Source organism: Methyloceanibacter sp., from assembly GCF_058506495.1.
Window position 1 is genome coordinate 26,872 of record NZ_JBZMXT010000001.1, and the last position, 26,019, is coordinate 52,890.

The window sequence follows — 26,019 nt, forward strand, 5'->3', positions numbered from 1 at the left end:
CGTCTCTAAAAGTACTCTCTTAGCTCATGACACCTGCTGCCAAACGCAAGGCTGAAGCCGCGGCCGATTACGGTGCCGAGTCCATCAAGGTTCTGAAAGGACTCGATGCCGTCCGCAAACGACCGGGCATGTATATCGGCGATACCGACGATGGTTCGGGCCTCCACCACATGGTGTACGAGGTGGTCGACAACGCAATCGACGAGTCGCTGGCCGGGTACTGCGACCTGATCAATGTCGTTCTGAACGCTGACGGCTCGGTCACGGTCAACGACAACGGGCGAGGCATTCCGATTGAGGTCCACCAAGGAGAAGGGGTCTCGGCGGCAGAGGTCATCATGACTCAGCTCCACGCTGGTGGAAAGTTCGACCAGAACTCCTACAAGGTGTCTGGTGGGTTGCACGGCGTGGGCGTCTCGGTTGTCAACGCGCTCTCCAGCCGACTCGATCTCACCATTTGGCGGAATGGCAAAGAACACGCGATGCGATTTGCCAATGGCGAACGCGAAGGACCTCTCGAAGTCGTCGGCGATTCCGGTGGCAAGACGGGTACCCAAATCACCTTCGTACCGTCGACTGAAACATTCACGATGACCGACTTCGATTATGCGACGCTTGAGCATCGCTTGCGCGAGTTGGCCTTCCTGAATTCCGGCGTACGCATCAACCTCACAGACCTGAGGGGCGTCGAGCCGAAGTCGGAGGAGATGCACTACGAAGGGGGACTGCGCGCCTTCGTGAAGTTCTTGGATCGGACGAAGCACGCGCTGATCTCCGAGCCTGTCGTCGTGGAGAAGACGCAGGACGGCATCACGGTGGAAGCTGCGCTGTGGTGGAACGACAGCTACCACGAGAACGTAATGTGCTTCACCAACAACATTCCTCAGCGCGACGGGGGCACACATCTGGCTGGATTCCGCGCTGCCCTCACCCGCACCGTCAACACCTATGCCGCTGAGTCCGGCATCGCTAAGAAGGAGAAGGTGTCGCTGACGGGCGATGATGCGCGCGAAGGTCTTACTTGCGTTTTGTCGGTGAAGGTGCCGGATCCAAAGTTCTCGAGCCAAACGAAAGACAAGCTTGTCTCATCAGAAGTCCGCCCGGTCGTCGAGAGCATCATGTCCGAGCGGCTCTCGCAGTGGTTCGAGGAGAACCCCAACGAAGCGCGCAACATTGTGCAGAAAATCGTGGAAGCCGCCGCCGCCCGGGAAGCGGCTCGCAAGGCTCGTGAGCTTACACGCCGCAAAGGCGCACTCGACGTTGCATCTCTGCCTGGCAAGCTTGCCGATTGCCAGGAGAGAGATCCGACGAAATCGGAGCTGTTCCTTGTCGAGGGCGACTCGGCCGGCGGCAGCGCAAAGCAGGCACGGGATCGGGCTTTTCAAGCGGTGCTCCCCTTACGCGGCAAGATCCTGAACGTGGAGCGGGCGCGCATCGATAAGATGCTTTCCAGCGCCGAGATTGGCACGCTCATCACAGCGCTCGGCACGGGGATCGGCGACGAATTCGATCTCTCGAAACTGCGCTACCACAAGATCATCATCATGACAGACGCCGATGTGGACGGTTCGCATATCCGTACGCTTCTGCTGACGTTCTTTTATCGGCAGATGCCTGAGATCATCGAGGCCGGCCACCTGTTTATCGCGCAGCCGCCGCTGTACAAGGTGAAGCGGGGCCAGCAAGAGCGCTACCTCAAGGACGAAGCGAGCCTTCAAGACTACCTAATCGATGAGGGTCTAGTAGACGCCGTGCTCATAACGGGCGACGATGCGGCCAGAGGTGGCGCCGATTTGCGCGACATCGTGGAGAAGGCCCGTAAAATCACGTCGATCCTCAGTGGGCTTCATAGCCGCTATCCGCGCTTCATCGTCGAGCAAGCAGCCATCGCCGGCGTTCTCAACCCGGAGATGCTCAGGAATGCTGCCCAAGCCCAGGAGGCTGCGAACTACATCGCGCGGCGGCTCGATGCACTTGCGGATGAGACCGAGCAGGGCTGGCACGGCGAGGCGCTTGCGGAGGGTGGACTTCGTTTTTGGCGCGAACTTCGCGGTGTTATGGAGTCCCATCTGATCGACGGACCGTTTATTGCATCCGCCGACGCTCTCAAGCTCGATCAGTTTGCAGAACATCTTCAAGAAGTCTACGCGAAGCCCGCTGTCCTCAAACGGAAAGACGCGAGTCACACTGTCCACGGCCCCTCGGACTTGCTCGGCGCGGTTATGGAGACGGGTCAGAAAGGTCTCTCGCTCCAGCGCTATAAAGGCCTCGGCGAAATGAACCCCGAGCAGCTCTGGGAAACCACGCTCGATCGGGAAACGCGCACCATCCTGCAGGTGAAGATCAAGGAAGGCGAAGACGCCGACGATATATTCTCCCGGCTGATGGGGGACGTGGTGGAGCCTCGGCGCGAGTTCATCCAAGAAAACGCGCTTCAAGTGGCCAATCTGGACGTCTGACCGCCCAGACAGACCCTATTCCTTAACGGGATGGCAACGTGGCTGCCCTAGGGTCGTCGCCATGCACGGCCCGTGCCTCTTCGTTGTGGCAGCGGCGGGTCCCAAGTCCAAAATTCGTTGGCCCCAGGTCGCATGGAGTTTAGTTGCGTATGAGCGGCGCGAAGCGCAGGCCCAAACCTAAAGGCACAGGGCAACGACGCGTGCGACCGCGCTCGTCAGCTGCGAAGGCTTCCCCGACAAAAGCTTCTAGAGCAAATACGCCTCGTTCGAAGCCCGCGCCGCGCCGACGCAGACCGCCGGCACGCCGGACACGCGGGAGACGCTCCGGCCTCTGGTCGCGCTTCGAGGGTCTCTCGCAGCGCCATCCCATTCTCTCCGGGGCAGCACGCGTCAGTCTGATAGCCTCTCTTGCCGGTTTCGTTCTTATGGCGGGTGCGGTGTTGTTCTTCATTGCGCGCGTCCCCGACCCGGTTCTCGCAACACTCGACGACCGGCCTCCCAATGTTACTGTTCTTGCCGCCGACGGCTCCATTCTTGCCGAGCGTGGTCTGCGGCGCGGCCATATTCGGGTTGACGTCCTACCCGACCATCTTATCAAGGCGGTTCTCGCAACCGAAGACCGGCGCTTCTACGATCACTGGGGCGTCGATCTTGGGGGTTTGATCCGAGCCAGCTATCGCAACTTCCGGGCCGGCAAGGTTGTGCAGGGCGGATCGACAATCACACAACAGCTCGCAAAGAACTTGTTCCTAAAGCCGGAGCGCACCCTGACCCGCAAGCTCGAGGAACTGATCTATACGGTCTGGCTGGAGAAGCGCTTCGCCAAGAACGAAATCCTCGAGCTGTACCTCAATCGTGTCTATCTCGGTGGCGGAACATATGGCGTCGAAGCGGCCGCGCGCCGCTATTTCGGCCGGTCGGCGCGCGACGTGACACTGGCTCAGTCGGCAGTGCTCGCCGGACTTCTTAAGGCCCCATCACGCTATGCACCAACGCGGAGCATTAGGGCGGCGAGTGCTCGTGCCCAAGTCGTGCTCGACAACATGGTCGATGCAGGCTTTATTTCGGCGATGGAAGCGAAGAAAGCCGGACAGCAGCCCTTACGACTCCAGGCCAAAGGCGATGCGACAGGTTATCCGTATGCTGTCGACTGGGTTGCCGCCATGCTTCCTGAATATGTCGGCCAACATGACGATGCGCTCGTGGTGCAAACGACGATCGATGCAAAGCTGCAGCGATCGTCGCAGGAACGCTTGCGCAAACTCCTTGATAGCAAGGGGCGCAAGCTCAGTGCCGGCGAGGGCGCCATCGTCGTGCTCGATCCAAAGTCCGGCGCGGTGCGTGCGCTCGTTGGCGGCCGTTCCTATAAGAACAGTCCTTACGACCGCGCGCTGCATGCGCGACGGCAGCCAGGCTCGGCCTTCAAACCTTTCGTCTATCTCGCGGCGATCGAATCGGGATACGGCCCCAGCTCGGTCGCGATCGACGGCCCGGTCAATATCCGCGGCTGGACCCCCTCCAACTACACGAAGACTTACAGGGGGCGTGTCTCGCTCCGCTCCGCCCTCGCCCATTCGATCAACACGGTGGCTGTGAAACTCACCGCCAATATTGGACCGGACCGCGTCGCTCAGACGGCACAGCGACTTGGGATTAGTTCAGAACTCAATGCACAGCCCTCGCTTGCGCTCGGCACATCCGAAGTCACGTTGATTGAGCTCACCGGCGCGTACGCTCCGTTTGCAAACGGAGGTGCACGCGTTCTTCCCCATGTCATCACCCATATCCGCACCGAGGACGGCAGAACGCTGTATGCGCGTCAGCGCTCTGCCGTGGGGCGCGTCGTTGCTCAAGGCCATGTCGCGGCGATGAACGACATGATGAGCGCGGTGGTTCGCGGCGGCACGGGACGACGAGCTGCAATTCCGCGACATCCAGCAGGCGGCAAAACGGGAACGACACAGAACTCACGTGATGCATGGTTCGTCGGGTACACAGCGCACTACGTTGCAGGCATTTGGATTGGAAACGACGACAATACGCCTATGAAGAAGGTCACGGGCGGGTCGCTACCCGCGGAGCTTTGGCACGACATCATGCTCCCGGCCCATGAAGGCAAGCGCCCCACGGCGCTGCCGAATCAACGCGGCCCCGCCGGGCCATGGCACGGCAGCGGCGCGGTCGCTTCGCGTTTCCCCTTCTTGGGTAGCGACGCCAAGAATGCAATGGCGCGGCCACGACAGCTGTTCCAACGCGTCATAGGATTCTTTGGCGGCGGCTAGTCTTGCGTCCCTACCCTTAACTCGGCGCTTTCGCGTCGATCCGACGTGGCCACTCCGTCCGCTCCAAATGCGTGCAGTTCTGACCCATAGGTATGGAGCCAATCCTGGGCCTCTGCCTGTCGTGGCATTGTGCGTGCGACCAGAGCCCAGAACGCGGGCCCATGGTTCATCTCTTCAAGGTGGGCAACTTCGTGCGCAGCGAGGTAGTCCAGCACAAAGGGTGGCGCAAGAATGAGTCGCCAGGAGAAGGACAACGTTCCCGTTGATGAACACGAACCCCACCGCGTCGTCTGGTCCCGAACGCTAATCCGCTTCGGCGCAAGACCGAGCCTGTGGGCGTGAATCTTCACACGCAGCCGCAGATCCGCCTGCGCTTGTCTCTTCAGCCAATCCAAGAGGCGGCGTGGCGCATGATGCGCTTCGCCGGCAACGTTCAATCGCGGCACGTCCTCAGACGCCCCGGCGAGCCCTTCAGGCCACACCGGAGCAAGTCGCGCGTCGTCCGTATCCTCTATCCAGACCACGCCGCGGCGGCGCACAGGCCCCACAAAACTCAGTTGGTGGGCGAGGCCACGCAACGGGATGACAGCGCCGTGCGCGAAGGGCACGGGATCGCACAAACCATCGAGGCGCTCCTTGAGCCAGTTCATGTGCCGCGCCAGGAAGTGCTCCGCATCGGCAAGCGTCGAATAAGTGGGAACTGTTAGCACCGCGCTGCGGCGCGCCTCGCTGACCTGAAGACTGTATCGCCGCGCGCGCGGGCTGCGACGCAAGACCAATGGCACGTCCAGCCCTTCCATGGGGACTTCCGTGGTCCCGGATCGTCCAAGCTTAAGGCGTTTCAGCATTAGTCTCCCAGAGATACAGCCCCGATCCGGCCCGAATCATTCGCTGGCTAGCCTAACACAGAGTCCAATGTAAGCGCCCCAAGGGCTAAGCGACCCGCTGCAGTACCCGCTCAAGAAAACTCTTCTTTCGCTGATGTGTCCGCATGAACGCACGAACCTTCGGCAGTATTTCAGTCCTAAAGCGCGATCCGTTGAACACGCCATAGTGGCCGACACCGGCCTGGAGATGATGCGCGCGCTTCGAACTAGGCAACTTCGGACATAATTGGTGTGCGGCCTCGGTCTGCCCGATACCGGTGATGTCATCCTTGTGCCCCTCCACCGTCATCAGGGGTACACGCGCAATCTCGGAGGGATCCACAGGGGTCCCGCGATGGTGCATCTCGCCTTTGGGCAGCCGGTGTTCCATGAAAACGGTTTCGATGGTTTGCAGGTAGTACTCGGCGGAAAGGTCCATGACGGCTAGAAACTCGTCGTAGAACTCCCGGTGCTTATCCGCCGAGTCGCCGTCGCCCTGTATTAGTTTGTGAAAAAGATCATGATGCGCGGTGACATGCCGCTCCAGGTTCATGCCCATGAAGCCCGAAAGCTGTAGAAATCCGGGGTAGACGAGCCGCATATGGCCAGGATAGGGCCAGGGCACCTGGGTAATCACGTTCTGGCGAAACCAGCTGATCGGCTTGCCGGTAGCATATTTGTTGACGGCCGTTGGGCTCTTGCGGGCATCGATAGGACCGGCCATCAACACCAGCGACCTTGGCACATTTCGGTCGCGCCGCGCTTCCATAAGTGAAACAGCGGCAAAGACGGGTACCGTTGGCTGGCACACAGCCATCACATGAACATCCCCGCCAAACCTCTGAATGAATTCAATGACGTAGTCGATATATGTATCGAGATCGAACGGTCCTGCCGCGCGCGGCACGAACCGCGCATCGATCCATTCTGTTACGTAGACATCGTGATCTGGCAGGAGATCTCGAACGGTCCCGCGCAAGAGTGTGGCGAAGTGCCCCGCCATTGGCGATATCAGCAGGACTTTCGGATCCTGTTTCTGGGCCTCCTCTGGAAGATTGCGCCGGAAATGCACCAAGTTGCAGAAGGGCTTGGTCAGAATCGTGACAGGTTTGACGGATGCGGTCTCGCCGTGCGCGGTGACCTCCTCAATCTCCCAATCGGGCTTGCGATACCGCCGCGTCGAGCGCTCGAATAGCTCGAGCGCGGCCGCTGCGCCCCGACCCATTACCGTGTGGGACGCCGGATTCAGCGGATTCCGCCACATCATTCGGTAGGCTTCCGCAGCAGCCCGGGCTGGGTGCAACGCAGCCTGATTCAACTCATAGAGGTGGTACAGCATGAGTCCCTCCGACTCACATCATTGTAATGCTGCATTGCACAATGGGGTGGCGCTTTTTTGCTGTCGCGCAACGACAGATAGCCGCAGGGGGACTGTCGCGTGATCAGAGATAGCGACGCAACGTTTCGGCCATTTTTTCTGGGGATGTTCCGTAGGGAAAATGCGTGACGAACTTCCCGTCAGGGCCCATGAGGTAGACAAGCGCTGAGTGATCGACGCTGTAGTTGTCGCTGGCAGTTTCATCTTCGAACTTTTGGTATGTCACGCGGTAGGCCTTGGCGGCCTTTGCAATGGCCTCTGGCGATCCCGTCAGCCCCACAAAGCTCGGACCGAAGTTCTCGACATAAGCGGTGATGAGTTCAGGCGTGTCTCGTTCCGGATCGACTGTAATGAACACCGGAACAACGCGATCGGCCTTGCTCCCTAGATCATCGAGTGCCGCGGACATGATCTGCAATTCGGCCGGACAAATATCGGGACAATGCGTGAACCCGAAGAACACAAGCATGTGGCGACCAAGAAAATCTTTGTCCGTGACTGTATCGCCGTCCTTGCCAACGAGCTCGAAGGGGCCACCAATCAAAGCCTGGCCGCTTGTGATGACACGGTTCTTGTTCGGTCCGCCTTGATCAAGGGTTAGCGCAGCGACACCGATCAAGGAGCCGAGGAGAAAGCTTCCCAAGATCACAACAAGCAACCGACGTTTCATCTTTTCACTCACCAATCTGTAACAGCGAGCCGTTGTCGCGCGCGCGGCTCAATAACCAACTGAACACGGCGTACCCAACGGCGAGGTAGAACATGTTCAATCCAAACGCCCACCAGAGATCGCCGGGATCAAAGCGATGCTCCAACAGGATCGAGCGCATGCCTTCGAACACATGGGTGGGAGGCAGCGCGAGCGCCACATATTGCAGCCAGCCGGGAAGCGCTGCCAGCGGGTAATAGACGCAGGTGAGCGGCAAAAGTAAGAAAGCCAGCGACCAGGCAAGCTCCTCGGCGCCGAGTCCGTAACGCAGCATGACGCCCGCCGCAATCAGTCCCAAGGACCAACTTGTCAGCACAAGCATGGCGAAGAAGACCGCGAGCCAAAGACCGAGATCCAGCAAGTTGAACTCGAAAATAACAAAGGCGGCCAGTGCTACGGGGATCATGCCGACCGAGAGTCGCAGGACGCTCCAGATGCATAGCGCCATGACAAGTTCATGGGGCCGCAATGGGCTGATCAGAAGATTCCCCAAATTGCGGGACCACATTTCTTCGATGAAAGTTGTGAAGAATCCGAGATTGGAGCGGAATAGGATGTCCCAAAGCAGCACTGCGCCGATGAGCACGCCAGCACCCACCGCATAGGGATTGTTCGTGCTCGCTAGGAACTTCTGCAGAAAGCCCCAAGTCAGCATTTGCAGGAATGGCCAGTAGATCAGCTCGACAATGCGCACACTTGAACTACGCAGAAGATAGACGTAGCGCCGCAGGAGCGCACCGATCCTGCGGAGCGATGCCCCCGCGCCGGTCGGCTGCAGTAGAACGGGGTTCACAATGGCGTTCGGTTCTCGCAAGCTCACGGTGCCTCGCTCAAGAGTTGGGCAGAGGCATTAGGCGCGGCACGGCCACGCACCACATCTAAAAACACATCCTCAAGCGTTTCCCGACCGTAGGCGGCGACCAGGGCAGCCGGCGTTTCGTCCTCGACGATCCGGCCAGCGTGCAACAAGATCACGCGATCGGCGAGCCGTTCCACCTCGGACATGTTGTGCGAGGCGATCAACAGGGTCGCGCCTCGAGACGATGCGTAATCCTTTATGGTTTGGCGCACCCAGTCTGCCGTATCGGGATCAAGCGAGGCAGTTGGCTCATCGAGGAGCAGAAGTTCAGGCGCGTTCAGCAGCGCCTTCGCAAGTCCGACGCGGGTTTTCTGTCCGGCAGAGAGTTTGCCCGTCGGCCTACTAAGTAGTGACTCGATCTGCAATTGAGCGGCAACGCTTGCTATCCGGTCGGACGCATTTGCGATGCCATAAAGCCCCGCATAGACCATGAGATTCTGACGGACCGTTAGCCGTTGGGGCAAGTCAACGTAAGGACTCTGGAAATTCATACGCTGCGCGACGGCATAGCGACACTCGGCAATGTCGGTTCCGAATATTCGAACAACGCCCGCGCTGGGCCGGATCAGACCAAGGAGCATTGCGATGGTTGTTGTCTTGCCGGCCCCGTTTCCTCCGAGCAGAGCCACCGTGGACCCGGCCTCAAGAGTGAAGTCGAGATGATCGACGGCCGTGACAGAACCAAAGCGCTTCGTCAAACCGCGCACGATAACAGGGGCCATGCCCTCTGCCGTGAAGGCACCTTCGTCCTGTACACTATCTCTCGCCACGCTTCGATTGTCCTTGCAGTATCCCACGCATTGAAGTGGTCTTGCCGTGCGGGGGGGCCCTGCGATACGGAACATCTTTGTCCGAATTATAGCCTTTAGCCCATGATAGGCTTGGTCAATGAGCCTGACTGAAACGAGCTCGGTGCCGGTCGAGACAGCGCCTCCCGAATGGTTACGGGCCGGCGACTCTCGCCTACGTCTACATACGATCGTTCGGCTGCGCTGGCTTGCCGTTATCGGGCAAAGCTTGACGGTGCTTGCAGTCCATTGGGTTCTCGGCATGTCAGTGCCGCTTGGCTGGTGCTTTGCCGTGATCGCCCTGTCGGCCTGGCTCAACGTCGCCTTGCGCATCCGTTTCCCAGAGAGTCAACGGCTAACGAGCCGGTCAGCCTTTCTCATGCTGGGCTTCGACATTCTTCAACTTGCTGCGCTACTATTTTTAACTGGTGGCCTAGAAAACCCCTTCGCGTTCCTCCTGGTCGCACCGGTCGCGGTATCCGCATCGGCGCTACCACTACGCACCACGATTGCGCTTGGCGCCCTTGCTGTGGCCGCGGCAAGCCTCCTTGCCTATGTCTATTACCCACTGCCATGGTGTCACCGCAACGAAGCGGTGCTGGAAGTCTTCAGCGTGCCCGTTTCCTGGTGCCGCTCCCAAGAAATAGCAATTCCGCAACTTTATCTCCTCGGCGTTTGGACCGCTGTGACGCTCGGTATAGCTTTTATTGGCTTCTACACTTGGCGCACAGCACAAGAAAATCGGCGCATGGCCGAGGCGCTCGCTGCAACCGAGCTGGTGCTTGCGCGCGAGCAGAGACTCTCAGCGCTAGATGGTATGGCCGCTGCTGCTGCGCACGGGCTAGGCACACCACTGGCGACGATCGCCGTCGCAACTAAGGAACTCTTGCGCGAGACGAAGCAAGACGACCCGATTTATGAGGACCTCTTGCTTGTTCGTCATCAGGCTGAGCGCTGCCGCGATATCCTGAAGGAGCTTAGCGCGCGGGCGGAGGAGCTCGACACAATCATGTCGCGACTCCCCGTGACTCACTTGATCGATGAGGTGGTCGATCCGTACCGCCCGCTGGCCGTGCCCATTGTGGTGACATCGGGTCCCCAGTCAGGCGTCTTTGCGAAGAGCAACGCTGCACGCGAGCCAGTAACCGACCGCAATCCCGGCGTCCTCTATGGTTTGGGTAATCTCATCGAGAATGCGCTCGACTTTGCAAAGGAAAAGGTCACCGTCCACGCGAGTTGGTCGCGCGATGAAGTCCGGATTGTCGTGACCGATGACGGAGACGGGTTTCCTCCCGACGTTCGCGATCAGCTCGGCGAACCTTTCGTGACGACGCGGCCAGCCGTAACCATCGACCACAGCGAACCCGCTTATGCTGGTATGGGGTTGGGCTTCTTTATTGCAAAGACGCTGCTGGAACGGTCCTGCGCACGTCTAGAACTTGCGAATCGACCGGAGCCCGAAACCGGCGCCGTCGTGACCGTCATCTGGCCGAGAAAGGCGTTCGAAACCCCGCAGTGCTGCGATAGCGAAGAATTGATCGCGTGAGAAAGAGCCATCATCGCGGGCGGGTCGTTACCCGCATAGATTTGCCACAACCAGCCTGTATCGTTGTCATTGTGCTCAGATCAAGCGTTTTTCTGTTGCTTAGGCGCTGGTCTTGGTGAGGTCGACGAGACTTGTTATCGCTCTTTCAAGACCTTACCTCTAGAAAAAGAAGCCAGTTAAGGCACATAGTACCATTGTCCGGGAAGACACGTCCCTTGGTTGAGTTGTACGACCGTAAAGGGATCAGACCTATGGATATGCATCCAGCAACGAGAATGTCAGAGGAATTCGGCGCGCCTGCGCAGGACAACACGCTCTTGATCGTCGACGATGACCGGGCTTTTCTGCAACGCTTGGCTCGTGCCATGGAAACGCGCGGGTTCGCCGTCGAGGCTGCTGGCTCTGTGGACGAGGGGTTGGCAAGGCTCCGACAACGCCCGCCGGCCTTTGCTGTGGTGGATATGCGCCTCGACGACGGCAACGGCATCGATGTCGTCGCGGCCTTGAAAGAGGTTCGCCCGGATTCTCGCGCCGTCATTCTTACTGGCTACGGCAACATCGCAACTGCCGTGTCGGCGGTTAAAATTGGCGCGGTGGATTACCTCGCGAAGCCCGCGGACGCCGACGACGTTTACAATGCACTGGTCGCAGCGCCCGACGACAAAGCGCGCCCTCCTGAGAACCCGATGTCCGCAGACCGCGTCCGTTGGGAGCATATTCAGCGGGTCTACGAGCTCTGCAATCGCAACGTTTCCGAAACGGCACGCCGACTGAACATGCATCGGCGCACGCTTCAGCGAATTCTAGCTAAACGCGCGCCAAAGTAGCGATGCAAACGAACTAACTGTCCAAGCCACAACCGGGATCCAAGAAATGTTGCAGCCTGAGCGCAGCCGCACGCGCGAAGCACAACATCATTGCTTTGCGCCGAGCCGCACTCAGCCGAGCGACCTCCGGCTCGCGGATGAGTTCGGCGCCGTACCGGTCAGCGAGAATAAGGCCGGCGTGCGCGGGGATAACGTCGCTTGGAAAGTCTGCAGCAACGGCAAAATAAAGCCTGTCGCAATAGTCGAGGTACTCATGCCATTTTCCGTCCGTACGGTAATCGGTGAGACTGGACTTGATCTCGACGATCATAATCTCGCCAGCGGTCGAGAGCCCCACAACGTCGGCGCGCCGACCGTTCCCAAGTGGAAGTTCAGTGATCACGGAGTTCCCATGAGCCCGCAATGTTCGGCAGACACCGCGCTGAAGAGCAGCGGCTGCCTCTGATTGACGTCCGTCAACAACAAGCAATGGGTCCTCGTCTAAATTCGGCAATGAATTATTTTCCCTTGAATGGGCGCAGCATCGTCACGCAATTGTGCATGGTGGCGCTTTTCGAGATATGGAACAAGCAGCGTCACGCTACCCTTGGGAGGCGTTCGAGATTCGCCGTGAAGTCCAGCCATATGCCGCGACCGAGAGCGTTCGATCGGATATTGTCGATACGAGTATCCGCGATCCGCTGACACACGATCGATGGGAGGAACAATGAGCCTCACCCAGCTTGACCGCGCAGCGTCAGCCCACGACGCCCCTTCTCACCATGACGACCTTCGACGCCGATTGATGGAGACGCGTGCGTTATCCAATGACCTCGCCCAGCCATTGAGCGATGAAGATCAGGTCGTTCAAGCAATGGACGATGCCAGCCCCACAAAATGGCACCTCGCGCACACGACGTGGTTTTTCGAGGCGTTTGTCCTGTCCCGGTTTCTTCCCGGCTACTCCCGCTTCGATGACAACTTCGAATATTGTTTCAACTCGTATTACGAGAGCGTTGGCCCGCGCCACCCGAGGCCGTTTCGCGGCCTACTGACTCGGCCGTCTGGCGATGCCGTACGTGACTATCGCGCCCATGTGGACGAGGCCCTTGAGACGCTCTTTACGCACGATGTCCCGCAAGAGGCTTCGACGCTGATCGAACTCGGAATCAATCACGAGCAGCAGCATCAAGAGCTACTGCTCACGGACATCTTGAGTTTGTTCGCCTCACAACCACTCAAGCCGGCTTATCGCGATGTCGTCGACGGCGAGACGCCCCGAGACGCCGACCCCACGGCATTTGTCAGCTTCGATGGCGGGGTCTTCAAAGTCGGGCATGACGGCACAGGGTTTTCGTACGACAACGAAGGACCGCGCCACGAACAGCTCATTCGCCCCTTCAAGCTCGCCAATCGCTGCGTAACCAACGCAGAGTGGATCGCCTTCATCGAGGACGGGGGATACGAGACGGCGGGACTGTGGCTGGCGGACGGCTGGACACTCATCAATGATGAGGGCTGGCGTGCACCGCTGTATCTCGAGCGGTCGGATGGCGGCTACCGTCAAATGGGCCTTCGCGGCTTTAGACCCGCGAACCCTGCTGCCCCCGTAGCGCATGTCAGCTATTTCGAGGCGGATGCCTTTGCAAGGTGGGCGGGCTACCGACTTCCGAGTGAGTTCGAATGGGAACACGCCTCGGCCAGCATCCCGCAAAAAGGGCGGACGCTTGGAAACGGCTTTCTCAGCCCGCAGCCCGCGTCTGACCAAGCGCGGCTTACGCAAATGTTCGGTGATGTCTGGGAGTGGACGGCAAGCGCCTACTTGCCCTACCCAGGCTACAAGCCCGCTCCCGGCGCGGTCGGCGAGTACAATGGGAAGTTCATGTGCAATCAATTTGTGCTCAAGGGCGGCTCATGCGTGACGCCTGAGGGCCACATCCGCCGGACATACCGGAATTTCTTTTACCCTCATCAGCGCTGGCAGTTCACGGGGCTGCGGCTTGCGGCAGACGCCTGATGACACGCTCAGCATCGATACTATTGGCGCCTGGCGAGAGCGCCGACGACGTCATTGAAGCCGCTTGTCGCGGTCTCGACGCGCAAACCACCGAGTTTGCCGAAGCCGTGTTGAGCGGTCTTGCACATACGCCGCGAAGCATCCCGTCGCGCTTCCTCTATGACGAGGCAGGATCAGCGCTTTTCGAGGAGATCACCAAACTCGACGAGTACTACCCTACCCGAACCGAGATCGCGCTCCTTCGCGCAAACGGCCACGAAATCGCTCGCTGCCTCGGCGCCACAGAGACGTTGGTCGAATTCGGATCTGGCTCTAGCCGAAAGACACGTCTGCTGATCGATGCGCTGGACAGTTTGCAAACCTATGTGCCGATCGACGTTTCTGAGACCTTCCTTGTAGAAGCAGCGAGAGGTCTGGACGCGGACTTTGACAACCTGAGAGTCCGTCCTGTTGTTGACGACTTCACAAAACTGCGCGATCTCGGCGACCCTGAAGTTAGCAGCCCCCTCGGATTCTTTTCTGGTTCGACCATCGGCAACTTGACGCATGAAGAGTCCGTGGAATTTCTGAGGAATGCCGCGCAGCTCTTGGGCCCGGGAAGCGCGTTCCTGATCGGCGTCGACCTTCAGAAGAGCCTCGACATTCTGATCCCGGCCTACGACGACGCGAGTGGCGTCACCGCGTCCTTCAGCCTCAACCTTCTGACCCGGATAAACCGGGAGCTCGAGGCCAATTTCGACGTCGCCTGCTTCGCGCACCGCGCGCTCTACAATTCCCGGCAGGGCCGCATAGAGATCTACCTTGAGAGCCTGGCCGATCAGACCGTTGACCTGCTAGGGCAGCATCTCTCGTTCTCGGCGGGCGAACGCATCCACACGGAAAACTCCCACAAATACACCGTCGAGGGCTTTCAGACCCTGGCCAAACGGGGAGGCTGGGAGCCGGTTCAGGTTTGGACCGACGCGGATGAGCTCTTCAGCCTGCATCTTCTGAAGCTTATCTAGACCCTCATCGTCAGTTCCAAGACAGCCTTTGTCCCTGTTCGGAGGGAGCCTGATTTGGCACGCCTTGCCAGTTGGCAAGCCGTTGGGCATTGTGCCGCCTCAACGAGAACTAGGAGGGGTAGCGCGTGTCCGATCTTCCAACCGGTAATGCCGCCATTGGCCAGTCCGGCGGCCCGACCGCCGTCATCAACCAGTCGCTTGCCGGGGTCGTTGAGGGCCTGCAGGGTGGTCTTGTTGCCTCGGGTACGGTGAAACAGATCTTGGGTATGCGCCACGGCGTGAGGGGCATCGCCAAGGATGGTGGCGATCTGGTCGATCTCACCGGTATGCCCGCAGCGGATCTTGACGTCATCGCGCAGACCCCATCGGCAGCCCTCGGATCTACTCGCGACAAGCCCGACGACGCTTATTGCGCGCAGATCCTAGAAGGATGCCGCCAGAATAACATTCGCTACTTCTTTTATATCGGTGGCAACGATTCCGCCGACACGTGCCGCATCGTGAACGAAAAGGCCGCCGAGGCTGGGTATGAGATGCGCTGTTTCCACGTGCCCAAGACCATCGACAACGACCTTAGAGAGAACGATCACACGCCAGGTTTTGCCTCCGCAGCCCGGTTCGTGACGCTCGCTCATATGGGCGATGCGCTCGACAATGCCAGTCTTGGCGGCATCAAGATCAACGTCGTCATGGGCCGCAATGCCGGTTTCCTCACCGCAGCGGCATCGCTAGCACGTGGAGCCCGCGAGACGGACAAGGACGCGTCAAAGCGGCCGGCGCCGCATCTCATCTATGTGCCGGAGGTTCCATTCGTCATGGACCACTTCCTGCATGACGTGGACAAGGTATATACGGCGCTCGGACGTTGCCAAGTCGCCGTGAGCGAGGGCATCCAAGATGCCGATGGCAACGAGATCGGCCCCCAGCTCATGCGCACCGGCGAAGTCGATGCGCACGGGAATGTCCAGCTTTCGGGTTCCGGGGCTCTGGGCGACGGACTTGCCGACGCCGTGAAGAAAGCACTGACGCCAGCTGGCGGGAAGCCGCCGCGCGTCCGTGCCGATACGTTTGGCTACTTGCAGCGCTGCTGGCCAGTGACCTCCCCTATCGATGCAATGGAGGCGCGCGGCGTTGGACGCCATGCAGCGACGCTTGCGGCTGAGGGTCACCAAGGAGCCTCGATCACGATCATGCGGACTTCTAACGTGCCCGGCGACTACCGAAGCGAATTCGGCCGCGCAGACCTCTCAGCCGTCGCACGTCACGCGCGTCACATGCCCGAGGACTTCTCAGACGACGGCAACAATATCGGCACTGCTTTCTATGACTATTGCTTGCCGCTCGTGGGCGAGTTGCCCGTCTTCGGTAGAATTTGACGAGGCCCTAGGGCTCCACCAAGTCTCGAACATAGTTGGGTAGCGCGAACGCCGCGACGTGAACGCAGGGGTTCCAGTACCGCGTGGAAAACGCACCTGCTTCTTCGTAGCGCCGTTCAATCGCGACTTGGGTCGAGTCCCTCAGACTCCGCTCGTTGGTCGCCCAGCCAAAGGCCATCGCGTCGCCGAAATAGCTCGGCGTGGTGGCCATGTAAGCAGACGCGTCGTTGAACAATGCGCGAAAGTGACCAACCGACTCCCTAAGCTCGGACGCCTGCAAGAATGGCAGCCCGTTCTGTGTGACGAGCACGCCACCTGGCGTGAGCGCTCGTTTGCAGTCTGTATAGAAAGCTTGGGTGAACAGCACCGCGCCGGGCCCGATGGGATCCGTCGAATCCACCAGGATTACGTCGAAGCGATCTTCCACACCGGCAACAAACTGCGTCCCGTCGGCAATCACGACCTTTGTCCGCTCATCGTCAAACGCGCCGTCTGAGATATTGGGAAAGTGCTCGCGGCAGAGGTCGATGACGCTTTGGTCGATTTCGCACAGCGTGGCGCTTTCAATTTCCGGATGCCGAAGCACCTCGCGCAGAACTCCGCCGTCACCGCCGCCGACAACGAGCACGTTCTTCGCCTTGCCATGGGCGAAGAGTGGCACATGCGCCATCATCTCGTGATAGATGAACTCGTCTTTTGTCGACACCTGCACGACGCCGTCCAGCATCATTACCCGACCAAAATCCCCATTCTCGAAGATGATTAGGTGCTGATGGTCGGTCTGGCTGTCGAATAGAACCTCGTCTGCCTTTAGGCGGACGCGGAAGCCGTCATGGAGGGTTTCTTCGACCCAGCGTTCCATTGTTCAAGTTCCCTGCCCCGAAGCTCGGTCTTCACGACCACCTTGTCTGGCGAAAATGCGTCGCGTATCACATCGATCGATGCCTCTGGATGTGTCGCACCGCACATGAAGACGTCCAACGCGGCATAGCTGTGCTCCGGCCAGCTATGGATCGATATGTGCGATTCTGCCAGCACAGCAACGCCCGAGACGCCGCCGCTGGGCTCAAAGCGGTGCACGTGAATGTGCAGCAGCGTAGCACCCGCCGCCTTCACGCAACGTCTTAGGGTGTCCTCGATATGCGCTATGTCGTAGAGCCGCTTGGCACCAATAAGGTCGATCAAAAGGTGCGTGCCGGCGTAGCGGACACCGTCTCTTTCGCAAAAGAAATCGTTGTGCTCTTCTCCCTGCTGGGGATCGATGCACGTCGACGGCGCTTCTTCCGTTTGGGTGGTTGAATCGTGATCCAAGTCGATACCCACTTGGAAGAGGACGTCACGGGTCATGGCGTCCTCCCCAACCATCAAATTCAAGCGAACAAGGGGCAGTGTCTTGCACTGGGGGAGTCCCCCTTGCAAGTGGTTTTTGGCGCCAAGGTTCGCCGTGGGACGCCGTGACACGTGTTGTAGGTGTCATGGACACGCTTTAACTTCTGCCATTGTAGCAAGGCTTTACACCTCGCCGACACCGCGTTTTTCGAAAGAGGCATAGCGACGATGACCTTCCTAGCGCGAAGCTTGGCCGCGACGACGCGCGCTGCACTGTTTTCCCTACTATGCGGCACTTTCGTCGCGCCTATCCATGCTATTGCAGAGCCGCTTCCAGCGCTGGGCGCGGCGCTCTCGCAGACATCCGTATCGGGCCTGTCGTCGGGCGCATTCATGGCGGGACAGTTGGAAGTCGCGCACGCCGAGAACATTGTTGGCGCTGGGATCGTCGCGGGCGGCCCATTCGCCTGCGCGGAGTCGCCGATGACACGGCTCTTTCCTTATTGGGCGACTGGAGTTGCGCAAAATGCACTTCAGGCAGCTCAAAGCTGCATGCAAACGACACTCGGCGAGCCCGACCCCGAAAAGTTGATCGCGCGGGCGCGTTCTCTTGCGGACGATGAGAAGATTGACCCGCTCTCCGCACTCGCCCGGCACAACATTTATCTTTACACCGGCGACAAGGATTCCACAGTCAGCCGTCCCGTGGTCGAAGCCGCCAAGCGCTTCTACGACCTCGCCGGCGTGCCCAAGACCAATATCTCCTATATCGAGGGCGACGGCGGTCATGCCTTTATCACCGAGCAGGGTGGTGCTGCCTGCGGTCTCTCGGAAACGCCTTACGTAAGCGACTGTGATTACCAACAGGCTCGCGCCATCCTGGGCTGGATCTATGGTCCCCTAGAGCCTGCAACTTCGTCGCCAACCGGCGAGTTCGTTGTATTCCAGCAGGCAGAGTTCACCGAAGACGGCGAGGGCTTTGCAGACGAGGGCGTGGTCTATATCCCCTCGTCATGTCGCAATGCGCCCGGGTGCCGCGTCCATGTCGCGTTGCACGGCTGCCAACAATCGCGGGCGCGGGTTGGCGGCGCCTTCATAAAAGAAACGGGATTTGCAGAACTTGCCGACACCAACAGGCTTATTGTCTTATTTCCACAAGTCGCTTCGAGCGCTGTGAACCCCCAAGGCTGCTGGGACTGGTGGGGCTATACCGGTCTTGATTATCTCGGGAAAGATGCACCGCAGATCAGCGCGCTTTGGGGAATGGTCGAACGGCTCGCGAAGACTCCAGCAGCGGAGGCTTCGCCCCACCAGGAGTAACCGTCATGGATCGCGGCACAACCGTCCTCGTCTTCGAAGCGCCGCTCGGCTCCTACCTCTATCGGAACGCACTTCAACTGCGAGAGCGAATCCTGCGCGAGCCGCTTGGCTTGAACGTCAGTGCCGAGGAACTAGCGGACGACACCATGCGCCAACACTTTTGTGCGGTCGACTGCGGCTCCGTGGTTGGAACCGTGTCGTTGCGTCCCCTGGACGAAACCACGCTCCACCTGAAACAGATGGCGGTTACGGCGCAACGGCGCGCCACGCGCATTGGCTCACACCTCGTCGCTCATGTGGAGCACTGGGGCGCGTCCGCTGGCTTTCGGCTGATGATTGCTAGCGCCAGGGTCGAGGCTGAGGGCTTTTACATTAAGCATGGCTACGTGCGGGAGGGCGGCACCTTTACGGAGCAGACCATCCCTCACGTGCGCCTCACCAAACGCCTGGCGTAGCGGCCCAGCTCAGATCGCGCGCGGCTTGCCCGGAATACCGATGGGACACTCGAGCGCTTCTCGGTCCCACCTCGCGCCATTGGCCGCGGCTTCATACGTGCTGGTCAAAAAGTCCAGAAGCGCCTGATCGGGATTATCGGCAGTACGCACCGCCTCATAGGGCAGCACAAACTCCTTCAGATTGTCGTCATAGTTCGCTTCCGCCGGCTTGACCGGGGCCTTCGCGTAGCCGTCGGGCTCGGGGTACGCATAGGCGTAAAACGCAGGGTACTCGACGCCAGGGCTTCCCGGCCAGAATCCCGCGCTGCTTACTTCATGGCTATAAGCCTCCTGGGCAACGCTGTCCGGGAGATTGGGGACGCCTCCTGGATGGCGCGGCGCGGTTCGTCCCGAAAATCGCGTCACGGCCATGTCGAAGCTCCCCCAAAAGAAATGCACAGGACTCGACTTGCCGAGAAATGATGTCCGGAAAAGCTTGAAAATCCGATCAATCTGAACGAGCGCGCGCCAATGGCGTTCCGCATACACAGGGTCGTAGGCCGTGTGAGTCTCGTCCTTGCTGAAGAGGACGGCATCGGGGATTTCGTTCGGCATCTCATGGATGCGGACGGGCACTCCAAGCTCCGACAGAGCGGCCATAACCGCTGCATAGAAGTCCGCAACACTGCGAGGACGCAGCTCTACCTCTCTGCTAGCACCGTTGTCCGAAGCGATAACGAGAACGTGCCGGATGAAATCAAAGGTCAGTTCAAATGTTCGATCGCCGTATGGAATCGACGAGGTCGTGAGGCCGTTCGGCGTGACATAGAGCGTGCAGTGCCATGAATGGTTGAGCCACGGCGTCTGGACCAGCCGGATTTTTCCGACAATCTGGGTCCACAAATGCAAGGTGGCTGCGGTGTCACGCCAGGCGGAGTATGGTAGGTCTGGCCAAGTTTCGTTGGCGTTCGCCATGCTAGATGCCTCTTATGCGGACTGCTATGTAGAAAGAAAATTAGAAGGAGTGGATCATGAGCTTAGAGGTCGGCGACAAGGCGCCAAGTTTCAACCTCCCGACAGACGGCGGCGATAACATCTCGTTGAAGGATCTCAAGGGCGAGACTGTGGTCCTCTATTTTTATCCCAAAGATGACACGCCGGGCTGCACGAAGGAGGCCTGTGCCTTTCGCGACGCGCTTCCGGATTTCTCCAAGGTCAAGGCCAAGGTCATTGGCGTTTCCAAGGACCCTGTCAAGAAGCACGACAAATTCAAGGAAAAATACGATCTCACTTTTCCGCTCGCCTCGGATGAGGACGGAGCAGTTTGCGAGGCCTATGGCGCTTGGGTTGAGAAGAGCATGTACGGCCGCAAATACATGGGAATCGATCGCTCGACATTTCTGATCGACGGCAAAGGCGTCATTCGCGCGATTTGGCGCAAGGTGAAGGTGCCGGGCCATGTCGACGAAGTGCTGAAGGCAGCTCAAGAACTCTAGCGCGCGGAGCACTGCTGTGCCCAACGCCGCCGAACCCAAGCCCACTTTGACTTCAGGAAAATTCTGGTTGGCAGGGCTTGCTATTGTCATTGCCGCGGTTGCGCTTTTGGCCGGACCACCACTCTACCGTGTCGCCTTGCTCGGCTCCGGCTACATGGCTCAGCAGCTCTGCGCGGGTCTGTTTGTTTCCGGCCGCACTTTCGAACACGTCATGGCCGAGGATTTGACGGGTCCAGGCTTTGGCGCCTTGAGCCTGTTCTCGCCGCGGGTGGACGAGGCAGCCAAAACGGTCAGCGCCTCAGCCTACGGCATTGCCGGGCAGACCGCGGAATTCCAGGAAGGGCTCGGCTGCACGCTCGTTCGCCATCGGTCAGCGCAGGCAGTTCACGCGAAGGCCAGGGACCTTTTTGATGCCGAACCCGCGCCATATGCGCGCGTTGAGTGGCCCAGCGGGTCGCACGTAGCAGCAGGGTCCTGGTCTGCAGATTTTAGGTGGCCTGACGAGGTCGACGGCCCGGCTGCAACCGACGCGGTGGACGCAATTTTCGCAGAACCGGTGCCGGAAAGACCCCGGCGAACACGCGCGCTCGTGGTGGTCCACAAAGGCCGTATCGTCGCCGAGCGCTATGCCCGGGGCTTCGACGCGCAGATGCCGCTTGTGGGCTGGTCCATGAGCAAGACGGGCATGAATGCTCTTATTGGCTTAAGGGTCAAAGATGGCACGCTCGCCCGTGACGAAAGGCACCTGATGCCCGAATGGCTCAGCCGGGATGACATGCGCGGCGCCATCACGCTCGATGCATTGCTGCGGATGACGTCGGGATTGGCTTTTGATGAGGACCCAGGCGACAAGCTGAGCGACGTCTCTCAAATGATGTTCGTTCAAGGCAACACGGCTGCGTACGCAGCGTCGAAGCCGCTTACCTTCGCGCCCGGGACCCATTGGTCTTACTCGACGGGAAGCACAGCGATCCTGTCCGGCGTCCTGCGGGAGTCATTCGACGATGAGCGCGAGTATCTGCGGTACCCCAGAGAACGACTCTTCGGGCCGCTCGGTATGCGGACGGCTCAGCTTGCGCCCGATGCTTCCGGCAATTTGATGGGCGGTGCGTTTCTCTACGCGTCGGCACGCGACTGGGCGAGGTTCGGACTTCTCTACTTGCGAGACGGCGTCTGGGACGGTGAGCAGATTCTCCCCCAAGGCTGGGTGAGCTACTCGACGACGCCAACGATCCAGTCGCCGCAGGACGAGTACGGGGCTCAGATTTGGCTCAAGCTGACCAAGTCCCGCAATCTCGGCGAACCGCCAATGCCCCAGGATGCTTTCTACATGCTTGGCCACAACGGCCAGGTCGTCGCTATGATTCCCTCCAAGGATCTCGTCGTCGTTCGGCTTGGCCAGACACTGAGCGGTGGAGACTGGGATACCGCGCGCGATTTGGGGCCACTTGTGAACGCCTTTCCAGACGTAGCGGCAGTTGCGGGCCAGCCAGCGCCATGAGTCGAGCTTGGACCACGGCGCGGCGCTTTACACACTTTGGAGCGCCGTTGTCAGCAGCCGCTCAGGCAAAGATTCCCGCCATAGCGCCAGTCATGAAGCATGCAATCGTGCCCGCGATAAGCGCCTTCGGTCCCGGCGCTACGATCTCTGCGCGGCGTTCCGGGACCATGGTCGCAAGCCCTCCCAACATGATGCCAAGGCTGCCAAGATTGGCGAAACCACACAGCGCATAGGTGAGGATCAAATCGCTACGCGGCGACAAGGCGCCTTCCGGAAGCTCGGCCATTGACAAGTAGGCGACCAACTCGTTGAGCACGATCTTGGTCCCCATTAACTCGCCCGCCAGCCCCGCCTCGTTCCAAGGAATACCGATGAGCCAGGCAACCGGCGCAAGTAGCCAACCAAGCATGCGCTGGAGGCTCAAAGCCGACCCATCGACATCCGGCAATATGCCTAGAAATTGGTTCACGAGATGAACGAGGGCAATTGCCACGATCAACAAGGCCGCGACGGCAACAACGAGTCGAAGACCATTGAGTGTGCCGTTGACGATCGCCTCAGCCGCGCTCGTTGCGTCTTCGTCCGGACCGCGCTGCTCAACAGCTGCACCTTTGTAGTCCCCCGGCACCATCAAAGCGGCGATCGCAACGGAGGCCGGCGCGCTTATCACCGACGCAACCATCAAAGTCCCGGCTGGATCCACCAAGACCGGCAACAAGATCGCCGCGTAAAGCACAAACATATTGCCAGCGATTGTCGCCATGCCGACCGTCATCACCAAGAATAGTGCAGCGCGGCTCATGTCGCGCAAATAGGGTCGGATAAGAAGTGGCGCTTCGATCATGCCGATAAACACATTGGCGGACGATGCGACACCCACGGCGCCCCCCAATCCCATGCTGCGCTCGAGCAGCCAGGCAAAGCCCTGGACGAGCTTCGGGAGGATTCGCCAGTAGAACAGCAGCGCGCTGATCGCGCTCACGATCAAAATGAGCGGCAACCCCTGGGTTGCGAGAATGAATACATTTTGGGGTGCGGTGGGTTCGAAGGGGATGGGACCGCCGCCGAGATAGCCAAAGACGAACGAGGTGCCGGCTAGCGTCGCCTGGCGCAGGGCCTCCACAGCCTTGTTGAGCCACGAGAGCGCGGTCGTGACGGGCGGAACGCGCAATAGCAGGATAGCGAGAGCGCCCTGGAGCGCCAAGGCGCTGGTAACTAAGCGCGCGGAAACCCCGCGCCTATTCTCGCTGACGGCCCACGCAAAGCCTAACAGCACCACCAGTCCAAGCGCCGATTGGAAAACACCCTGCCACATCCCTCCCGAACTATCCCCGCTCCCCAGTTCGATAGTCTTCGGCCTACGCGCTCGCGGTCCCTTTCGTCAAGCGCTCCGAAGGACACCATCGGAGTGCAATCCACGCATCAAAGCCTAGGCGGCCTACACATTTGAGATTGCTTGAGGCAGAATCCAAACCAAACGCGGACGCGCGCAAAGCTACGAGATGATGGGGAGAGGCTTGTCAACGCGGCCCATAGAGGTGGACGTCCTGCTGTAAGCAGAACCCCGGCGATGATTGGGAACGAACCGCATGTTTTGCCATAGGCAAGACTGTCATTCGAAATGCCGGGCGCAGCCGCATGCGGCCGTGGCTTGTCTATGGCTTTGCTTTGTTTCAATACCCGCTTACGCCGACGATAGCCATTTCTCCCCACGCAGCATGCTTGCGGGCGACGTGGATCGGGTGCGGGTGAGAGAACTCGTGCCGGGACTTGATTGGAGTTTGCTCTATGCAGGCGAGGTCTTTGAGGTCGCGTCTGGCGGCGTAGAGTCGGGAGCCGTCTATGAGGATCTCATTGACTTGGAGGTCCATGCCGACCTGGAAGAGCTCCTCGGCTGGACCGGTGGCGGCGCTCACGTCTCGCTGTATCAGATCAACAATGGCGGCCGGAATGCGGCCGACCTAGTAGCGACCCTTTCCGACCCGAGCAACATCGATGCGCGACCGACATTTCGTCTGTTTACGGCCTATATTCAACAGAAGTTCAGCGGCGGAGGCTCGCTTCGCATTGGCCAGATCGCGGCCGATGACGAGTTCTTCATAAGCACCACAGCGTCCCGACTCATCAACAGCACGTTCGGCTGGCCAGATATTGCTGAAGCCGACTTGCCAAGTGGCGGCCCGGCCTACCCGCTGGCAACTCCTGGTGTCCGGCTGAAACTCAACCCACGAGACGACGTCAGACTTCTGGGTGCAGTCTTTAGTGGCGACCCTGCAGGTGACTGTCCTGCCGAGAGAGACCCATAGGACTGTAACGACCATGGCACGACGTTTAGCTTCACTGGCGGCACGCTCTTGATGGGCGAAACACGGTACCGGCCAAAGCCGTCTGCTCGAGGAACCATAGGCAGCGCTTATCGAGTTGGCGGTTGGTATCACACCGGCACTTTTGCCGGCCAGGAGTTCGGCAATGGCGAAGACGGCTCGTTTATCTCCCTCGTAGACGAGCCGGATCGCCCTATCGCCCGGGAAGGAAATTGGGGACTCTACGCCATTGTGGACCAAGCGCTCTGGCAAGGTGACACAACGAAGATCACCGCGTTTTGGCGCGGTGGTATCGCGCCACCCGACCGGAACTTTATCTCGTGGTATGTGGACGCTGGCCTCGGCGTTCGGGGCGTTGTGGCGAACCGGCCGGACGATGTCCTCACCGTCGGCTTTGCACAGTCCAATGTGAGCCGCGACGACGCCGTCTTGGACCGGACCGCCCGCCGTCTCTTCGGCTTTCCGAACAAAGTACGCCGCGGCAGCACCGTGCTTGAGCTCACCTACTCAGCGGCATTGACGCAATACTGGACCCTCCAGCCGGACCTTCAATACATCGTCTACTCTGGAGTACGCGCCGGTCGTCTCCGAAGCTTCAGGTCAAGCGGACGGCGAGGCACTTCTCTTAGGCTTGCGGACTGTCGTCTCGTTTTGAGCGGGGCGTTTAGTTGAACGAGCATTCGGATTGAGGCTGCGCTCCGATTTGATCCCGCGCAAGGTTCGACCGACCAGCCGGAGCATATCCTGGGGGCTCGGGCATTTCGCCCTACTTTCCCAACCAAGAGGTGCAGATTTTGATCACGAAAGTTCGCGGCGATATCCTACTCAGTGATGCCAAGGCGATCGCCCATGGCGTTGCCCCCCACGACCACTTCAACCAGGGCCTTGCCCTCGCGCTCCGCGAGCGCCACCCGGCGATGGCAAAGGACTTCCGCCACTATTGCCATCAGGACAATCCCAAGCCGGGCCATGCCTGGCTTTGGGCGGGCCCCGAGCGCGTGATCATCAACCTGATGACGCAGGAGCCAGCGCCGGACAACAAAGCCCACCCCGGGAAAGCCACCGCGCACAATGTCAATCACGCGCTGAAGGAACTTCGTGCCATTCTGGAGAAGGAGAATATTTCTTCCGTGGCGTTACCTCGGCTTGCGACCGGCGTGGGCGATCTGGACTGGGACGAAGTCGAGCCGATGATTGAGAAGCACCTCGGCGATCTCGGCATCCCCGTCATGGTCTACGTGTCCTATGAGAAGGACAAGAAAGCGGCCGAGCCGGTCTAACGCGTCCTCACACGCTTTTGGCCCATTAGGGATCGTTCTTGATTGAAAAAACGAATGGCGCACCCGAGAGGATTCGAACCTCTGACCTCTGCCTTCGGAGGGCAGCGCTCTATCCAGCTGAGCTACGGGTGCTATGGCAGAATCTGAGCGCAAACCTAGCTAAACCACCCCGCTGAGGCAACGGCGTAGAAACCCTGAATAACCGGGGCATGCGCCATTTGGGTATGGCCGAGACGCGGCACATC

23 protein-coding genes, 1 tRNA gene and 1 pseudogene are annotated in these 26,019 nt (G+C 59.7%); 14 read left to right on the forward strand and 11 right to left on the reverse strand.

Annotated elements, in window-relative coordinates; translation table 11 throughout:
* Positions 1-26 precede the first annotated feature (26 nt).
* Complete coding sequence (gene gyrB, locus AC33YF_RS00135) at positions 27-2,459, forward strand: DNA topoisomerase (ATP-hydrolyzing) subunit B (protein WP_491775156.1); 2,433 nt, start codon at positions 27-29, stop codon at positions 2,457-2,459.
* 437 nt (positions 2,460-2,896) lie between these two features.
* Complete coding sequence (locus AC33YF_RS00140) at positions 2,897-4,741, forward strand: transglycosylase domain-containing protein (RefSeq protein WP_491775157.1); 1,845 nt, start codon at positions 2,897-2,899, stop codon at positions 4,739-4,741.
* Here AC33YF_RS00140 and AC33YF_RS00145 read toward each other — a convergent pair.
* From AC33YF_RS00145 to AC33YF_RS00165, 5 genes are all read right to left on the reverse strand, one after another.
* The gene (locus AC33YF_RS00145; RefSeq protein ID WP_491775158.1) at positions 4,738-5,589 is read right to left on the reverse strand and encodes a M48 family metallopeptidase; all 852 of its coding nucleotides are present in this window, start codon (positions 5,587-5,589) and stop codon (positions 4,738-4,740) included. The two genes, AC33YF_RS00140 and AC33YF_RS00145, sit on opposite strands and share 4 nt — an antisense overlap.
* 85 nt (positions 5,590-5,674) lie before the next feature.
* Positions 5,675-6,946: a polyhydroxyalkanoate depolymerase gene (locus tag AC33YF_RS00150; RefSeq protein ID WP_491775159.1), complete on the reverse strand. Its 1,272-nt coding sequence runs from the start codon at positions 6,944-6,946 to the stop codon at positions 5,675-5,677.
* Between the two features lie 103 nt (positions 6,947-7,049).
* Positions 7,050-7,655: an SCO family protein gene (locus AC33YF_RS00155; RefSeq protein WP_491775160.1), complete on the reverse strand. Its 606-nt coding sequence runs from the start codon at positions 7,653-7,655 to the stop codon at positions 7,050-7,052.
* Positions 7,656-7,659: 4 nt separating this feature from the next.
* The gene (locus AC33YF_RS00160) at positions 7,660-8,514 is read right to left on the reverse strand and encodes an ABC transporter permease (RefSeq protein WP_491775161.1); all 855 of its coding nucleotides are present in this window, start codon (positions 8,512-8,514) and stop codon (positions 7,660-7,662) included.
* Positions 8,511-9,275, reverse strand: coding sequence for an ABC transporter ATP-binding protein (locus AC33YF_RS00165; RefSeq protein WP_491775274.1), 765 nt, complete (start codon positions 9,273-9,275; stop codon positions 8,511-8,513). The genes AC33YF_RS00160 and AC33YF_RS00165 overlap by 4 nt, the downstream gene beginning before the upstream one ends.
* Before the next feature lie 166 nt (positions 9,276-9,441).
* Here AC33YF_RS00165 and AC33YF_RS00170 point away from each other — a divergent pair, with 166 nt between their 5' ends.
* Positions 9,442-10,887, forward strand: coding sequence for an ActS/PrrB/RegB family redox-sensitive histidine kinase (locus tag AC33YF_RS00170; RefSeq protein ID WP_491775162.1), 1,446 nt, complete (start codon positions 9,442-9,444; stop codon positions 10,885-10,887).
* Between the two features lie 275 nt (positions 10,888-11,162).
* Complete coding sequence (locus AC33YF_RS00175) at positions 11,163-11,714, forward strand: ActR/PrrA/RegA family redox response regulator transcription factor (protein ID WP_491775163.1); 552 nt, start codon at positions 11,163-11,165, stop codon at positions 11,712-11,714.
* Between the two features lie 13 nt (positions 11,715-11,727).
* Here AC33YF_RS00175 and AC33YF_RS00180 read toward each other — a convergent pair whose 3' ends face one another.
* Complete coding sequence (locus AC33YF_RS00180) at positions 11,728-12,207, reverse strand: MmcB family DNA repair protein (RefSeq protein WP_491775164.1); 480 nt, start codon at positions 12,205-12,207, stop codon at positions 11,728-11,730.
* Between the two features lie 67 nt (positions 12,208-12,274).
* Here AC33YF_RS00180 and AC33YF_RS00185 point away from each other — a divergent pair, with 67 nt between their 5' ends.
* From AC33YF_RS00185 to AC33YF_RS00200, 4 genes are all read left to right on the forward strand, one after another.
* Positions 12,275-12,424 (forward strand): hypothetical protein, encoded by a 150-nt coding sequence (locus AC33YF_RS00185; RefSeq protein WP_491775165.1) that lies wholly within the window; start codon positions 12,275-12,277, stop codon positions 12,422-12,424.
* Entirely contained in the window at positions 12,421-13,710 is a 1,290-nt protein-coding gene (gene egtB, locus AC33YF_RS00190; RefSeq protein ID WP_491775166.1) for an ergothioneine biosynthesis protein EgtB, read from the forward strand. Before AC33YF_RS00185 ends, egtB begins: the two co-directional genes overlap by 4 nt.
* Complete coding sequence (egtD, locus tag AC33YF_RS00195; RefSeq protein ID WP_491775167.1) at positions 13,710-14,714, forward strand: L-histidine N(alpha)-methyltransferase; 1,005 nt, start codon at positions 13,710-13,712, stop codon at positions 14,712-14,714. The genes egtB and egtD overlap by 1 nt, the downstream gene beginning before the upstream one ends.
* A gap of 125 nt (positions 14,715-14,839) precedes the next feature.
* Positions 14,840-16,090 carry a diphosphate--fructose-6-phosphate 1-phosphotransferase gene (locus AC33YF_RS00200; RefSeq protein ID WP_491775168.1) on the forward strand — a complete coding sequence of 417 codons (1,251 nt, stop codon included), beginning with the start codon at positions 14,840-14,842 and terminating at the stop codon, positions 16,088-16,090.
* A gap of 7 nt (positions 16,091-16,097) precedes the next feature.
* Here AC33YF_RS00200 and speE read toward each other — a convergent pair whose 3' ends face one another.
* Positions 16,098-16,952 carry a polyamine aminopropyltransferase gene (gene speE / locus AC33YF_RS00205; protein WP_491775169.1) on the reverse strand — a complete coding sequence of 285 codons (855 nt, stop codon included), beginning with the start codon at positions 16,950-16,952 and terminating at the stop codon, positions 16,098-16,100.
* Positions 16,901-17,437, reverse strand: coding sequence for an adenosylmethionine decarboxylase (speD, locus tag AC33YF_RS00210; protein WP_491775170.1), 537 nt, complete (start codon positions 17,435-17,437; stop codon positions 16,901-16,903). Before speD ends, speE begins: the two co-directional genes overlap by 52 nt.
* A 210-nt stretch (positions 17,438-17,647) precedes the next feature.
* On the opposite strand from speD, the gene AC33YF_RS00215 reads away from it, so the two are divergent.
* Both AC33YF_RS00215 and AC33YF_RS00220 read left to right on the forward strand, forming a co-directional pair.
* Positions 17,648-18,739: an extracellular catalytic domain type 2 short-chain-length polyhydroxyalkanoate depolymerase gene (locus AC33YF_RS00215; protein ID WP_491775171.1), complete on the forward strand. Its 1,092-nt coding sequence runs from the start codon at positions 17,648-17,650 to the stop codon at positions 18,737-18,739.
* Between the two features lie 5 nt (positions 18,740-18,744).
* Positions 18,745-19,194, forward strand: a complete 450-nt coding sequence (locus AC33YF_RS00220) for a GNAT family N-acetyltransferase (protein WP_491775172.1) — start codon at positions 18,745-18,747, stop codon at positions 19,192-19,194.
* A 9-nt stretch (positions 19,195-19,203) separates the two neighbouring features.
* On the opposite strand, the gene AC33YF_RS00225 is transcribed toward AC33YF_RS00220, so the two are convergent.
* Positions 19,204-20,148, reverse strand: a complete 945-nt coding sequence (locus AC33YF_RS00225) for a DUF5996 family protein (protein WP_491775173.1) — start codon at positions 20,146-20,148, stop codon at positions 19,204-19,206.
* Positions 20,149-20,204: 56 nt separating this feature from the next.
* Here AC33YF_RS00225 and bcp point away from each other — a divergent pair, with 56 nt between their 5' ends.
* Positions 20,205-20,669: a thioredoxin-dependent thiol peroxidase gene (gene bcp, locus AC33YF_RS00230; protein ID WP_491775174.1), complete on the forward strand. Its 465-nt coding sequence runs from the start codon at positions 20,205-20,207 to the stop codon at positions 20,667-20,669.
* Between the two features lie 16 nt (positions 20,670-20,685).
* On the forward strand, positions 20,686-22,170 hold the full coding sequence (locus tag AC33YF_RS00235; RefSeq protein ID WP_491775175.1) for a serine hydrolase domain-containing protein: 1,485 nt from the start codon (positions 20,686-20,688) through the stop codon (positions 22,168-22,170).
* A 61-nt stretch (positions 22,171-22,231) separates the two neighbouring features.
* Here AC33YF_RS00235 and AC33YF_RS00240 read toward each other — a convergent pair whose 3' ends face one another.
* Positions 22,232-23,485 (reverse strand): NupC/NupG family nucleoside CNT transporter, encoded by a 1,254-nt coding sequence (locus AC33YF_RS00240; protein ID WP_491775176.1) that lies wholly within the window; start codon positions 23,483-23,485, stop codon positions 22,232-22,234.
* 403 nt (positions 23,486-23,888) lie between these two features.
* On the opposite strand from AC33YF_RS00240, the pseudogene AC33YF_RS00245 reads away from it, so the two are divergent.
* Positions 23,889-25,166: pseudogene (locus tag AC33YF_RS00245) on the forward strand (carbohydrate porin).
* A 113-nt stretch (positions 25,167-25,279) separates the two neighbouring features.
* On the forward strand, positions 25,280-25,774 hold the full coding sequence (locus AC33YF_RS00250) for a macro domain-containing protein (protein WP_491775177.1): 495 nt from the start codon (positions 25,280-25,282) through the stop codon (positions 25,772-25,774).
* A gap of 55 nt (positions 25,775-25,829) precedes the next feature.
* Here the strand turns inward: AC33YF_RS00250 and AC33YF_RS00255 are convergent.
* Positions 25,830-25,906, reverse strand: a tRNA-Arg gene (locus AC33YF_RS00255).
* Between the last annotated feature and the right edge of the window lie 113 nt (positions 25,907-26,019).